Here is a 12,966-nt window from a genome sequence, read left to right as displayed (position 1 = left end):
GGCCTGCGTTTTTTTTTACACCGCCCCGGGCGCGGGCGGGCCCGCCCCCGGCCGCCGGTCGGGGGGGGTGTCCCCATCTCGGGGGGGCCGGGTTTTCCCCCCCCCACGACCGGAGTGTGGGGCTGCGTTGTGCTCGTGATCACCGAGAAGTGCTGGCGTCTCCCTGCTCATCTCGCCCCCAGAGGGGCTACCATCACCGCTAGGTGAATAGTCCTATATTGGAGGTCGGCGGTGAAGTTCGAGTACCTGTTGCTCGGCCTGTTCGCGTTGCGTCCGCACAGCGGGTACGACCTCAAGAAGTGGCTTGCCGAGGGCGGGAAGTTCTTCCGCTCCAACTCCGACCAGAGCCAGATCTACCGGCTGCTGGCGCGGATGGAGGGCAACGGCTGGATCACGCACAAGGTCGACCCACGGGAGAAGCGGCCGGACGCCAAGCTCTACAGCATCACCGACGAGGGCCGCGCGGAGCTGCTGCGCTGGGCCCGCTCGCCCTACGTCCCGCCGTCGCGGTTCCAGGACGCCGACTTCCTGGTGCGCTTCGTCTTCGGCGGCATCGTCGATCCGGTCGGCCTGCGCGAGCTCATCACCACGGAACTGCGGGCGCGCAAGGACCAGGTCGCGCGGCACCGGGGTCGCGACCGCACGCAGCAGTACATCGATCCCATCCCCGAGGTCGACATCGACCGGGCGAACCTGCTCTTCGAGCTGTCCCACATCCGCGGCATGGCCGAGATCGACGCGTGGATCAACTGGCTTGAGGAGATGCTGGTCGCCCTCGACGCCGCGCAGATCACCGAACCGGCCGAGTGAGGAGGGGTCCCACGCATGCGTGCCATCATGCTGATGTTCGACACGCTCAACCGGCGGTTCCTGCCGCCCTACGGCGCAACCGGGGTGCATGCCCCGAACTTCACCAGGCTCAGCGAGCGGTCGGCGACGTTCGACACCTGCTACGGCGGCAGCATGCCGTGCATCCCGGCCCGGCGCGAGATCCACACCGGACGCCACAACTTCCTGCACCGGTCGTGGGGGCCGCTCGAACCGTTCGACGACTCGGTACCGGAAATCCTGTCCCGGCAAGGGATCTACACCCATCTGGTCACCGATCACCAGCACTACTGGGAAGACGGCGGCGCGACCTACCACAACCGCTACCGGACCTACGAGTTCTTCCGCGGCCAGGAAGGCGACAGGTGGCAGGGGCACGTCGCCGACCCGGACATCCCGGACACGATCAGCTGGCGGTCCGGCGCGACGTGGCGGCAGGACTGGATCAACCGCCAGTACCTGCGCGATCCGGCCGATCATCCGCAAACCCGCACCGTCGACGCGGGCCTGAAGTTCCTGGCGACCAACCGCGACGAGCGGAACTGGTTCCTGCAGATCGAATGCTTCGACCCGCACGAGCCCTTCTTCACCTACGACGAGCACCGGGCGCACTACGTGCACGATTACGCGGGCGAGCACTACGACTGGCCGGACTACCGCAAGGTCGCCGAGGACGAGCACGCGGTGCGGCGCGTCCGGTCCGAGTACTGCGCGCTGCTGACCATGTGCGACGCCTCGCTCGGCCGCGTGCTGGATGCGATGGACCGGTACGAGATGTGGGACGACACGATGCTCGTCGTGTGCACCGACCACGGACTGCTGCTCGGCGAGCACGGCTGGTGGGGCAAGAACGTGCAGCCCTGGTACGACGAGAACATCCACACTCCCCTGTTCATCTGGGACCCGCGCAGCGGGGTGCGTGGGCAGCGGCGGGCGAGCCTGGTGCAGACCGTCGACTTCGGACCGACGCTGCTGGACTTCTTCGGGGTGCCGATACCGGAGCTGATGCGCGGCAGGCCGCTCTCGGACACGGTCGCCACGGACGCCCCGGTGCGGGAGGCGGGGCTGTTCGGCATGTTCGGCGGACACGTGAACGTGACCGACGGCCGATACGTCTACATGCGAGCGCCCGCGACGCAGGCCAACCAGCCGCTGTTCGAGCACACCCTGATGCCGACCCACATGGCGAGCCGGTTCGCCCCCGAGGAACTCACCGACGCGGAGTTGGTGCCGCCCTCGCCGTTCACCAAGGGCGCTCCGGTGCTGCGGCTGCCCGGTCGATCCTGGGGGAACCCGTACGCGTTCGGCACCCTGCTGTTCGACCTGCGAACCGACCCGGGTCAGCAGAACCCGCTCGTCGACGACGAACTGGAACTCCGCATGGCGAACCGGCTCGTCGAGTTGATGCGGACCGCCGACGCACCGGAGAGCCAGTTCGAGCGGCTGGGGCTGCCCGCTGCGGGACCAGTCACCGACGATCACCTGCTGGTGCGGGCCCAGCGCGAGCTGGCGGCCGCGTCGCAGCAGGAACTGCCCGATGCGACGGAGTTCGCGAGCGACGCGCCGAACGTCACCGCCCCGGTGCGGGACTTGCTCGGCGCGGAGCGCACCCGAGAAGTCGTGGTCCGCCACCTGCCGATGCTGTCGAATCCGGAGTTCGCCGAGCGCGTGGCCGGGCTGTCACCGTGGCAGCTGGCGTTCATGACACCCGGTCTGTCGGTGGACGCGTTGCGGTCGCTCAACGAGGAACTGGCGGGCTGACCCGACTCGGACAGCCCACCAGCTGGTTCACGCGACCAGCGCGCGTCGCGCCGCCCTGCGCTCCGCCTGCGCCACGGGATCCGGCACGGGTGCGGCGAGCAGCAGCCGTTTCGTGTAGGGGTGCGCTGGCTCGGTGGTGACCTCGTCGCCCTGGCCGGTCTCGACGATCTCGCCGCGGTAGAGCACCGCGACCCGGTGGCTGATGTGGCGCACCACGGCCAGATCGTGCGAGATGAACAGGTATGACACCCCGGTCCGCTCCTGGATGTCGATCAGCAGCTCCAGCACCCGTGCCTGCGTGGACAGGTCGAGCGCGCTCACCGGTTCGTCGCACACGACCAGCTTCGGGCTCATCGCCAGCGCGCGGGCGATGGCGATGCGTTGCCGCTGCCCACCGCTGAACTCACGCGGCAGCCGCTCCCCCGCACCACCGGACAACCCGACCGAGTCGAGCAGACCGGCGACGCGGGCTCGCGCCTCCCGGCGACCGGTGCCCGCTGCGGTCAGCGGCTCGGTGAGGATGTCCTCGATGGTCATCGCCGGGTTCAGCGAGCTGTACGGATCTTGGAACACCACCTGGAGCTGCGAGCTGAGCGCGCGCCGCCGCTTGGGCGCCAGCGCGGAGATCACCTGCCCGTCGAAGGTGATCGTGCCGCGCGTGACCCGCACCAGGCCGAGGATCGCGCGCCCCAGCGTGCTCTTGCCCGAGCCCGACTCGCCGACCAGGCCGAGGCACTCCCCTGGCGCGATCTCGACCGACACGTCGTGCAGCACCTCGGCGGGCGGCTTCCGGAAGCCCTTGCGGGGAAAGGAAACGCCGATTCCGTCGACGGTCAACAGCGGTCCGCTCACAGCTGGCTCCTTCCGCCTGCGCCAGCCGCCAGCGGCGCGCGGGCAGGCATGTCCTCGACGTTGGCTTCCAGCAGCGATCGCGTGTAGGGATGTTCGGGGGCCGTGAAGATCGACGCCACGTCCTGCTGCTCGACGATCCGGCCCTCGCGCATCACCGCAACCCGGTCGCAGATGTCGGCCACCACGCCGAAGTTGTGCGTCACCAGCAGCATCGCCATGTTCCGCTCCCGTTGCAGATCCCGCAGCAGGTCGAGCACCTCGGCCTGCACGGTCACATCGAGCGCGGTCGTGGGCTCGTCGGCGATCAGCAGGTCGGGATCGCACGAAACGGCACCGGCGATGAGCACGCGCTGCGCCATGCCGCCGCTGATCTCGTGCGGGTACTTGGCGAACGTGCCAGCCGGATCCGTGATGCCCACGCGTGCCAGCAGTTCCAGTGCCCGGCGGCGGGCCTCGGCGCGCGGGATCCGCAGGATGGCCATCATCGGTTCGACCAGCTGGGCACCCACGGTGAAGGCCGGATCGAGGTTGGACATCGGCTCCTGCGGCACGTAGGCGATCCGCCGACCGCGGAACCGAGCTCTCTCGCGGTTGTCCAAGGTGGACAGATCGGTGCCGTCGAAGCGGATCGTCCCGGCGAGCACGGTGCCCTCCAGCGGCAGGAGTCCGAGCACGGCGAACGCGGTCTGCGTCTTGCCCGAACCGGACTCACCCACGAGGCCGAGCACCTCGCCCTTGGCGACCCCCAGCGACACGCCGTGCACGACGATCTTGGCACCGTAGGCGATCGACAGGTCGCCGACTTCGAGCAGCCGCCCCGAATCCTCGGTGGTCGTCCCGGTCGGCTCGGGTGCGGCGGCGATCCGCCCGAGCTTCGGCCGGTCCTGCACGGCGTCGCGCAAACCGTTGCCCAGCAACGCGAGCGCGGTCACGGTCACCCCGATCACCAGGCCGGGCCAGATCACCAGGTATGGGGCCGAGTAGATGTTGTAAAACGCGTCGGACAGCATCTGGCCCCAGCTCGGCACGTCCTGCTCACCGAGGCCGAGGAACTGGATGCCGGTCTGCATGAGCACCGCGATCCCAGCGCAGATCGCGGCCTGGATGATCACCGGGGCGCGCACCACCAGCAGCACGTGCCGGGCGATGATCCGCCCGTCGCTCAACCCGGAGATGCGCGCGGCATCGATGTAGAGCTCGCCGCGCACGTTGCGCACCGCGGTCCGCACCAGGCGGAAGAACGACGGCGAGATCAGCACGCCGAACACCGCCATGATCGCGACGGTGTTAGGCCCGATCGCGGCGATCGCGGCCAGCAGGATCACCATGCCGGGCATCGCGATGATCATGTTCGAGACCCAGTTCGCGGCGGTGTCGAAGGCATTGCCGAAGTACCCGGCGACGAGTCCGCTCGGGATGCCGACCAGCATCGCCACGACGGTGGTGACGAGTGCGCCCAGCAGGGTTTGGCGCCCGCCGTGGAGCAGCCGGGACAGCACGTCGCGGCCCGCGCCGTCGCCGCCGAGCAGGTGTCCGGCGCCAGGTGCGGAACGCGCGATACCGGGGATGACGGTGTTCGGGTCGTAGGGCGCGAGCAGCGGCGCCAACAGGCTGATCGCGATCACTGCGATCAGCAGCACCAGCGCCGCGGCACCTAGCGGGTTGCGCAACAGCCTCGCGGTGACGCCCCGGTGGGGCGGGGCGGTAGATATCGCGGGAGTGGTCACTGCACACGCACCTTCGGGTTGAGCCAGCCGATGGCGATGTCGATGGCGAGGTTGACGACGATCACGACCAGCACCATCAGCACGACGACGCCGAGCACCTGCGGGCTGTCGCCCGCAACCGTCGCGTCGAGGATCATCGAGCCGATCCCGGGCAGCGCGAAGACCTTCTCGATCACCACCGTGCTGCCGAGCAGGTTGATGAACTGCAGCGACAGCACGGTCAGCGCGTTGGGCGCGGCGTTGCGCAGCGCGTGCCGGAAGATCACGCTGCGCTCGGGCAGGCCGCGGCCGCGCAGCGTGCGCACGTAGTCGGCCTCCAGGTTGGTGATCACGGCGCTGCGGATCTGCTGCGCGATGGCGGGGTGGATCAACCACGCAGCAAGCGGCAGGCCAGGACGGCGCAGCGGCGCGCGGACGTGCTGCAAGCCGCGCTGGCCGTCTTCGGCGAGCGCGGATTCCGCAACGCGTCCCTGACCGAGATCGCAGAGCGGGCGGGGATGACGCACGCGGGCGTGCTGCACCACTTCGGGTCGAAGGACCAGTTGCTCCTCGCCGTGTTGCGGTACCGGGATGGCCACGAGGTCGCCGGGGTACCGGGCCGGACGAAACCGCGTGGCGCGGAGCTGCTGCCGCATCTCGTCCAAACGGTCGGGGAGAACGAGTCGCAGCCGGGCATCGTCCAGGCGTTCACGGTGCTCGCCGCGGAATCCGCCACGGAAGGGCATCCCGCCCAGAGCTACTTCCGCGAGCGGATGGCGGGCCTGCGCGCGGCGATCGCGGCCGCGATCGCGGAACGGACCGGCCGCGACGCCACCAACCCCGAGGTGATCGACGCCGCCGCGGCGCTGATCGCCGTGATGGACGGACTGCAGATCCAGTGGCTGCTCAGCCCGGACGAGGTCTCGATGCCCCGCTCATCGAAACTCGTGCTCGACGCGGTGATCGCCCACCTCGATTGACATCGCGTTGGACCGCACGTCGCCTGCTGAGTCGATGGCGCAGGATGGAGACGTACCCGTTCGTCGATCTCGACACGGACTGGACCGCGCGCAGCATCGTCGACGACGCATTCGCCCGATGCACCGCGTTCGCCTTGAACGACGTGCACATGCTGCTCGACCTGGTCCGGCTCGGGCTCGGTCCCGCGCTCGTCCCAGCTTCGTATGCGGCCAAGCCACAGGCCGACGGGCTCATCCGGCGGCCGATGCCCGATCCGGACCTGTCCTGGGTCGTGCACTTCGTCACGGGAACGGACGCCAGCCGTCCCGCACAGCTGTTCGCCGACGTGCTCGTCACCGCCGACGCGGTGCAGGCGATGCGCACCGGGCTCAGCGGCGTGCCAGCCGCACCCCGCTGACCGGCAGCTATCGGTCTCGGGAGGACTGCCAGTCACGTGACGGGTGGTAGGTCCGGTCCGACGGAGCCGAGCCGCTCCGTGGCGACCACCTCCGGGACTGGCCAGGTGATGCCCTTCGGCGGCCATTTCTGGCCGGTCTGGGCGAGGAAGTCCGCGGGCGGCTCGTACATCGGCGGTTGGGTGCCCTCCGGGATCATGCTGGTCCATCGGACGCCCTCGGTGCGCTGCCGGAACTCCTCCTGCATGGCGCCGAGCAGGTCGGGCTGCGTGATCAGGTCGATCGCCGTGGCCGCGAGATAACGAGCGGCCGAGAGCATCCCCTGATGCCCGATGTTCGTGGCGGCGGCCGCCGTGACGCCCCAGTTGTGGTTCGGCAACCCGGCCGGAAAGGTCGCGGCGAGCGCCACCGCGGTGGGCGCGTGCCAGCTCACGTCGGCGGTGTCGATGGAAATACCCCCGCCGAACACCGGCGGGGGCGGTGTCAACGGCACCAGGGACGTGGCCATGCCGACCTCCGGTTTGCCCAACGACCGCTGCACGGACTTGGCCAAGGCATGGTCCGCGTCGCTGAACACCGGCGGTCCGATGCTCTGCATGTTGTCGTTCATCAGCTCAGCGCCGACCTTGTTCCCCAGCAAGTTCCAGGTGCCCGAGTGGAACTTGTGCACCAGCCTCGTCTGACTCGCCTGGGCCGCCGCCTTGGCGCACTCCAGGATCTTGTCGTAGAGGACCTGGACCCGCGCCGGGCTGCCCTCCCGCATGAAGAACCAGATCGAGCACATGTCCGGGGTGACGTTCGGTGCACCGCCGCCGTTGATCACCGCGTAGTGGAAGCGTCCCGACGCAGCGACGTTCTTCTCCCGCAGGTACTCCGACATCGTCGCCATGAGCAACGCGCCATCAAGACCGCTCTTGTTTCCCAACGGCGTCGCCCCGTGACCCGCCGCGCCGAGGAAGGTGAACGTCGCGGAAGCCAACGCACTGGTCGTGTTCCAGAACGCCAACGTCGAACCGAACGGATGCCAGTCCAGGAACGCGTCCAGACCGTCGTACACACCCGCCTTGACCATGAACGGCTTGCCGACGAGTTGCTCCTCACCGGTAGTGCCGAAGACCTTCACCGTGGCCTGCAGGCCCTGTGCCCGGATCGCCTGGCTCACCGCGATCGCCGCGGCGGTCGCGCCCGCGCCCAGCGTGTTGTGCGCATCGCCGTGGCCCGCACCGTACGTCGGCCCATACGCGTCATAGTTGTAGACCAGCGGATCATGCCCGCCCACACCGCTCTTCTGCGACAGCCCCGGCAGGGCGTCGTACTCGGCGTTGAAACCCAGCACCGGCCCCTGCGACCCGGAGGTCGCGACGAAAGCGGCCGGAAACCCCGCCGGTCCCCACTGGATGCTGAAACCGTACTTGCGCAGCAGCGCGGCCACCGCAAGAGACGACTTCCACTCCCGCAACGACAACTCGGCGAACTCCCAGATCTGGTCGCTCAACGCCGTGATCTCGCCAGCATTGCCGTCGATCCACGCGAGAGCGGCGTTCTTCGCAGCACTGGGCTTGGCCAGCCCAGTCGGCGCCCGATAATCAGCGGGCCGCACCCCGATCCGCTCGTCATAACCCAGCGAGGCGCCAAGGACCGGGTCGGCGTTCATCATCGCGGCGGTGCCCGCCGCGGCAGTCAACCCGAACGTCTGCAACAAACGGCGGCGCCGAACTTCATAACTGGACACGGAACAGCGTTCCTCCCATCGTTCAACGGATACGACGCGCCAAGTCGCGATGCGCCCAGGAACACCCACCGGGCCGAGCACCAATCACCGGGACAAAACGGAAATGCGGAACACGATCATGGCGGGTCGGCGATGTGGCGAAACCGTCGCGGCACGACAGCGGGAGCGGAAGGGTCTGGACCACCCAGACACCGCCCCGAAACCGAAGGACGATCGACAGCGACTGGTCGAACCGATCACGCGAACGAGTGTACCCGCGTACCGACCGGCGACGATCATCCGGACTACGTCGCGCAACGAGCGAAATCGGACGGCCTTGTCAGACATCGCATCCGCGCGACAGTCCAATGTGGAGGAACACGCTGACCGGCTAGCCGAGCGGGTTCTCCAGGCCGGCCCGCGACCGCAGGCATCCGACACCAGGTACTCGGCATAACCGCCGTTCACGTGCTCCCCGGTGATCTGGCGCCGGTGGCACAACTGCTCGCGGCCGGACGTGCAGAACTCGCACTCCTCGCAGGTCCACCACAGCGGCTGCACACCCACCCGGTCACCCTCGACGAACCCCGCAACACCCGCACCGACAGCGGCAACCGTGCCCGTCACCTCGCGTCCCGGAATGATCGGGCTGATCGCGGGTACCCCGCCAGGCACCCAGTCGCCCTCGACCATGTGCAGGTTCGAACGGCACACCCCGCACCCGGCAACCTTGATCAGCAGTTGGCCAGGACCGGGCGTCGGAGTCGTGATTTCCCGCCACCACAAAGGATTTTCGATGAGCGGAGCAGGACTGTCCAATGTGATCGCGTACATGGCACCATTCTGGGAACCGCACCGACCAGGAGTCCAACACGGAATCGCCATCACTGCCATCAACAGATCCCATTACTGGCGCCTTCGCCCGTCCATCACGCCAGACCACGGACCTCGCTGCCAACGAGCCGGTGCGGTTCAGCCGTTGAGCGCCCCCGCGATGGAGTCGGCGATCGGCGTGGTCGGGCGGCCGGTCAGCCGGGACAGGTCGCCGCTGGTGCTGGCCAGCTCGCCCTTCTCGATGGACGCGTCCACGCTGGCCATGATCGCCGCGAGCCCACCGGGCAGACCAGCGCCGGTGAGGATGTCCGCGTAGGCGTCGCCGCTGACCGGTTGGTAGCCGATCTCCGCACCGGTCTGCTTGCTGAGTTCGGCGGCGTACTCGGCGAAATTCCACGCGGTGTCGCCGCTGAGCTCGTACGTCTTGTTCTCGTGTCCTTCGCTGGTCAGCACCGCGACGGCGGCGGCTGCGTAATCGGCGCGTGCGGCCGAGGCGATACGGCCCTCCCCCGCGGCCTGGACGACGGCACCGTGCTCGACCACCGAGGCGATCTGCGCGGTGTAGACCTCGCTGTACCAGTTGTTGCGCAGCAGGACGTACGGCAATCCGGATCCCAGGATCGCCTGCTCGGTACCGCGATGATCGTCGGCGAGCGCGGCCGTCAGGTTGCCGGGAGCGCTGGTATAGGCCAGCAGGGCAGCACCGGCGGCCTTCGCCGCATCGATGACGACCTCGTGCTGGGCGACGCGGTCCTTGTCGACCTCGCTGCTGGAGATGAGCAGCACCTTGTCGCCAGCCGCGAAGAGGCCGTCGAAGGTCTCGGGGGCGTTGTACTCGGCGACGTGCAGCTTGACGCCCTTCGCAGCGATCGGCGCGGCCTTGGCCGGGTTGCGGACGACGGCGATGATCCGGTCGGCCGGAACCTCCTCCAGCAGGCCGTCGACGACGTGGCGGCCGAGATGTCCGGTGGCGCCGGTGACGACGATGCTCATGCTTGATATCTCTCCTCGTGGGACGGTCTTCGAGCCACCCTAGGAGACCCGCTTAGCAAAGCGTCAGTACCCACTTTGAAGTAAGGTACTGGCATGGCCGTAAGTACCACAGCGGGCGGCGCGGCGGCTGGCGAGTACGTCGTCGGCGCCGAGGGCATGTGCCCGTACCGCCTCGTCCTGGAACACGTCACCAGCCGGTGGGGCGTCCTGGTCCTGATCAAGCTCCTCGACCGCCCGTACCGCTTCAACGAGCTGCGCCGCGCGATCGGCAACGTCAGCGAGAAGATGCTCAGCCAGACCCTCCAAACCCTGGAGCGCGACGGCGTGGTGCACCGCGACGCGAAGCCGGTGATCCCACCCCGCGTCGACTACTCCCTCACCAACCTCGGCCGCGAGGCCGCCGAACAGGTCCGCGCACTGGCGCTGTGGACCCACCAGCGGATGGACGAGGTGCAGAAGGCGCGGAAGGAGTACGACGCGGCGAAAGGACGCCTCGACGAGCAGAACTGATCACCCCGCGGATCGGCAGAGCCCCGCGATAGCAACATGGAGTGCCATGTTTGTCAGTCGCTGACAAACATGGCTACCATGGGCGTCGACAAGCCAGCTGCGGGCCAAGGCGCCGCCGAGTCTGTTTGGGAGTTGGACATGAGGGCAGTCGTCATCGGGAACGGGACAATCGGTGCCGCGGTGCAGAAGACGCTGGTGGAGCACGGGCACGAGGTCGTTGCCGTCGGCCGGACTTCCGGCGAGTTCCAGGCGGACATCTCCGACATCGAGAGCATGCGGAACCTGTTCGCCCGGATCGGCTCGTTCGATGCCGTGGCCAATGCCGCCGGAGACGTGTTCCCTTCCCCGCTGGAGCAGACCACCGACGAGCAGTGGGCGAACTCGATCGCCGCCAAGGGCATGGGGCAGATCAACGTAGTACGCGCCGCACTGCCGCACGTCGCGGACAGCGGTTCGTTCACACTGGTCTCCGGCGTTCTCACGGACGAGTTCACCCACGCCGCCACCATCGGCACCGCGGTCAACCACCTGGTGGAAGGATTCGTGAAGGCCGCGGCGACCGAGCTGCCGCGCGGCGTGCGGATCAACTGCGTCAGCCCGACGGTCCTGACCGAATCGGAGGCTTACTACCAGTACTTCCCCGGATTCACGCCGGTCCCGGCGGCCGAGGTCGCGTTGGCCTACCTCCGGGCGATGTCGAACCCGATCACCGGACGCATCCTCAAGCTCTACAAGACCGACAGCTGAGCCGACAGCGCCGCGTCAGCTGCGAACTGCGCTGATCGCCTGGTCGAGGAGCTTCTCAACCGACTTGGTGCCATCGCTTCGCGCCCACTCGTCGACTGCGGTGTTCAGGCAGGCGAGTGCCGCGGAAACGACCGCGCGTGCCTGTACTTCCCGCACCTGGGCTGATCCCTTGAGGCGGCGCATCACGTTCGGGACGAGCAGCTCCGTCCAGCGCGCTCGCTTGCTCAGCAGAGCGCCTCGCAGTGCCGGGGCTTCGGAGAGCATGAGCGCGGTCGCGAGCATGGCATCGGCGTTCTCGATGAGATCGTCGAGGTGGGGCTGCATGGCGTGCCGCAGTGCGACCCACGGCGCCTCATCGGTCGGCCTCTCTTCCAACGCCGCGGCCAGCTTGTCGCCGATCTCGTCGAGGTGGCCGACGACCATGTCCTCCTTGGTCGGGAAATAGCGGAAGACGCTACGGCTGGAGATCCCGACCTCAGCGGCGATCTCATCGACGGTCGTCGCCTCGAAACCCCGCTTCGCGAAAAGGGCCATGGCGGCCTCGGCGATCTGCGACCGGACGGCACGCCGGGTCATCTCCCGCAGACCCTGCTTCGCACGCTCCTTGCTCGCCACCTGCCAAAGGTAGCAGCCTGTCACAACCGTGACCGCAGCTGTCAGGTTCGGCACCGAGCGAACGCCGCAGCCTTCGGTGCTGCCATCGTCGCCGTTGGTGGGCAGAGGCTCCGCTCGTGCTCGGCAGCGACTGCTGAGCAAGGATGTCCGCGTTGAGGACGGATTCAAGCGGGTTCCGCAATGCGGTTCTTGCTGGTTACTTCAGCGTTCCGCGCGCTTTCAGGGTTTGCGGCCGACCGCGCAGCGGGTCACGTTCTCGTCCGGGCCGTTGGTCCCGTCCGGGCGCCACTGCGGGCACGGCACCAGTCCGGGGTCCACGAGTTCCAGCCCGTCGAAGAACTTGGCGATGAGCTCCGGGCTGCGGAACCGGTAGGGCACCGCGCCGGTGTCGTTGTAGTCCTCCTGCGCTTCCACCGCTTGCTGGTTGACGTCGCTGCCGTCGTACAACGCGAGGTAGCTGCCCGAGGGCAGGGCTGCGACCAGGTGCCGGACGATGGAGAAGACCTCGTCGTCATCGGGTAGGTGTCCCAGGATGCCGAAGAGCATGAGCCCGATCGGCCGATCGAAGTCCAGCGTTTCCGCCGCGCGGCTCACGATGTTCGCCGGGTCGCGCACATCGGCGTCGAGGTAGGCGACGGTATCTCTGGAAACACTGGTCAGCAGGGCACGGGCGTGCGCCAGGACGAGCGGGTCGTTGTCGACGTAGACGATCCGGCAGTCCTGGGACACCGACTGGGCGACCTCGTGCGTGTTGGCGTTGGCTGGCAGACCGGTGCCGACGTCGAGGAACTGGCGAATGCCCGCATCGGCGGCGAGGAAACGAACCGCGCGACCGAGGAACAACCGGGCGCTGCGCGCCATCTGGACAACGCCCGGGAACGTCTCGCGGTACTGGTCGCCAGCCTCGCGGTCGATGGCGTAGTTGTCCTTGCCGCCCTGCCAGTAGTTCCAGATCCGCGCGGAATGCGGGACGCTGGTGTCGACCCCGCTCAACGGCTTCTGACTCGCGGGAACATCACCGGTCATGCAGCGG

14 protein-coding genes are annotated in these 12,966 nt (G+C 68.2%); 6 read left to right on the top strand and 8 right to left on the bottom strand.

The window, feature by feature from the left end; translation table 11 throughout:
* Window positions 1–231: 231 nt before the first annotated feature.
* Window positions 232–810 carry a PadR family transcriptional regulator gene (locus tag MOQ72_RS08700; RefSeq protein ID WP_242181761.1) on the top strand — a complete coding sequence of 193 codons (579 nt, stop codon included), beginning with the start codon at window positions 232–234 and terminating at the stop codon, window positions 808–810.
* Window positions 811–825: 15 nt separating this feature from the next.
* Window positions 826–2,589: a sulfatase family protein gene (locus MOQ72_RS08695; RefSeq protein WP_242181758.1), complete on the top strand. Its 1,764-nt coding sequence runs from the start codon at window positions 826–828 to the stop codon at window positions 2,587–2,589.
* A gap of 27 nt (window positions 2,590–2,616) precedes the next feature.
* Here MOQ72_RS08695 and MOQ72_RS08690 read toward each other — a convergent pair whose 3' ends face one another.
* The 3 genes from MOQ72_RS08690 to MOQ72_RS08680 are packed head-to-tail and all read right to left on the bottom strand — an operon-like array spanning window position 2,617 to window position 5,539.
* On the bottom strand, window positions 2,617–3,441 hold the full coding sequence (locus tag MOQ72_RS08690; RefSeq protein WP_242181756.1) for an ATP-binding cassette domain-containing protein: 825 nt from the start codon (window positions 3,439–3,441) through the stop codon (window positions 2,617–2,619).
* Window positions 3,438–5,168 carry a dipeptide/oligopeptide/nickel ABC transporter permease/ATP-binding protein gene (locus MOQ72_RS08685; RefSeq protein WP_242181754.1) on the bottom strand — a complete coding sequence of 577 codons (1,731 nt, stop codon included), beginning with the start codon at window positions 5,166–5,168 and terminating at the stop codon, window positions 3,438–3,440. Before MOQ72_RS08685 ends, MOQ72_RS08690 begins: the two co-directional genes overlap by 4 nt.
* The gene (locus MOQ72_RS08680) at window positions 5,165–5,539 is read right to left on the bottom strand and encodes an ABC transporter permease subunit (RefSeq protein ID WP_242181752.1); all 375 of its coding nucleotides are present in this window, start codon (window positions 5,537–5,539) and stop codon (window positions 5,165–5,167) included. The genes MOQ72_RS08685 and MOQ72_RS08680 overlap by 4 nt, the downstream gene beginning before the upstream one ends.
* Between MOQ72_RS08680 and MOQ72_RS08675 the strand changes: the two genes are divergently transcribed.
* Both MOQ72_RS08675 and MOQ72_RS08670 read left to right on the top strand, forming a co-directional pair.
* On the top strand, window positions 5,531–6,127 hold the full coding sequence (locus MOQ72_RS08675; protein WP_242181751.1) for a TetR/AcrR family transcriptional regulator: 597 nt from the start codon (window positions 5,531–5,533) through the stop codon (window positions 6,125–6,127). The genes MOQ72_RS08680 and MOQ72_RS08675 overlap by 9 nt on opposite strands.
* Window positions 6,046–6,525, top strand: coding sequence for a LysR substrate-binding domain-containing protein (locus tag MOQ72_RS08670; protein ID WP_308197856.1), 480 nt, complete (start codon window positions 6,046–6,048; stop codon window positions 6,523–6,525). Before MOQ72_RS08675 ends, MOQ72_RS08670 begins: the two co-directional genes overlap by 82 nt.
* A gap of 32 nt (window positions 6,526–6,557) precedes the next feature.
* Here the strand turns inward: MOQ72_RS08670 and MOQ72_RS08665 are convergent, their stop codons facing one another.
* The 3 genes from MOQ72_RS08665 to MOQ72_RS08660 all read right to left on the bottom strand — a co-directional run bounded on the left by MOQ72_RS08665 (window position 6,558) and on the right by MOQ72_RS08660 (window position 10,061).
* On the bottom strand, window positions 6,558–8,255 hold the full coding sequence (locus MOQ72_RS08665; RefSeq protein WP_242181747.1) for an amidohydrolase: 1,698 nt from the start codon (window positions 8,253–8,255) through the stop codon (window positions 6,558–6,560).
* 84 nt (window positions 8,256–8,339) lie between these two features.
* Window positions 8,340–9,068 (bottom strand): alcohol dehydrogenase catalytic domain-containing protein, encoded by a 729-nt coding sequence (locus tag MOQ72_RS45545; protein ID WP_372495317.1) that lies wholly within the window; start codon window positions 9,066–9,068, stop codon window positions 8,340–8,342.
* 138 nt (window positions 9,069–9,206) lie between these two features.
* Window positions 9,207–10,061: an NAD(P)H-binding protein gene (locus tag MOQ72_RS08660; RefSeq protein WP_242181745.1), complete on the bottom strand. Its 855-nt coding sequence runs from the start codon at window positions 10,059–10,061 to the stop codon at window positions 9,207–9,209.
* Between the two features lie 156 nt (window positions 10,062–10,217).
* On the opposite strand from MOQ72_RS08660, the gene MOQ72_RS08655 reads away from it, so the two are divergent.
* Window positions 10,218–10,571 (top strand): winged helix-turn-helix transcriptional regulator, encoded by a 354-nt coding sequence (locus tag MOQ72_RS08655; protein ID WP_277953772.1) that lies wholly within the window; start codon window positions 10,218–10,220, stop codon window positions 10,569–10,571.
* Window positions 10,572–10,709: 138 nt separating this feature from the next.
* Window positions 10,710–11,318: a short chain dehydrogenase gene (locus MOQ72_RS08650; RefSeq protein ID WP_242181741.1), complete on the top strand. Its 609-nt coding sequence runs from the start codon at window positions 10,710–10,712 to the stop codon at window positions 11,316–11,318.
* 15 nt (window positions 11,319–11,333) lie between these two features.
* Here MOQ72_RS08650 and MOQ72_RS08645 read toward each other — a convergent pair whose 3' ends face one another.
* Together MOQ72_RS08645 and MOQ72_RS08640 are read right to left on the bottom strand one after the other, a co-directional pair.
* Window positions 11,334–11,933: a TetR family transcriptional regulator gene (locus MOQ72_RS08645; RefSeq protein WP_242181738.1), complete on the bottom strand. Its 600-nt coding sequence runs from the start codon at window positions 11,931–11,933 to the stop codon at window positions 11,334–11,336.
* 219 nt (window positions 11,934–12,152) lie between these two features.
* Window positions 12,153–12,959 carry an SAM-dependent methyltransferase gene (locus MOQ72_RS08640; protein WP_242181736.1) on the bottom strand — a complete coding sequence of 269 codons (807 nt, stop codon included), beginning with the start codon at window positions 12,957–12,959 and terminating at the stop codon, window positions 12,153–12,155.
* Window positions 12,960–12,966 lie beyond the last annotated feature (7 nt).

The organism is Saccharopolyspora soli (assembly GCF_022678645.1).
Lineage (GTDB): Bacteria > Actinomycetota > Actinomycetes > Mycobacteriales > Pseudonocardiaceae > Saccharopolyspora > Saccharopolyspora soli.
This window is presented reverse-complemented; position numbering and strand designations above follow the sequence as displayed.

Coding starts and splice junctions, on each gene's coding strand:
- MOQ72_RS08695 (WP_242181758.1), top strand. CDS start 826: ATGCGTGCCATCATGCTGATGTTCGACACGCTCAACCGGCGGTTCCTG.
- MOQ72_RS45545 (WP_372495317.1), bottom strand. CDS start 9,068: ATGTACGCGATCACATTGGACAGTCCTGCTCCGCTCATCGAAAATCCT.
- MOQ72_RS08660 (WP_242181745.1), bottom strand. CDS start 10,061: ATGAGCATCGTCGTCACCGGCGCCACCGGACATCTCGGCCGCCACGTC.
- MOQ72_RS08655 (WP_277953772.1), top strand. CDS start 10,218: ATGTGCCCGTACCGCCTCGTCCTGGAACACGTCACCAGCCGGTGGGGC.
- MOQ72_RS08650 (WP_242181741.1), top strand. CDS start 10,710: ATGAGGGCAGTCGTCATCGGGAACGGGACAATCGGTGCCGCGGTGCAG.
- MOQ72_RS08640 (WP_242181736.1), bottom strand. CDS start 12,959: ATGACCGGTGATGTTCCCGCGAGTCAGAAGCCGTTGAGCGGGGTCGAC.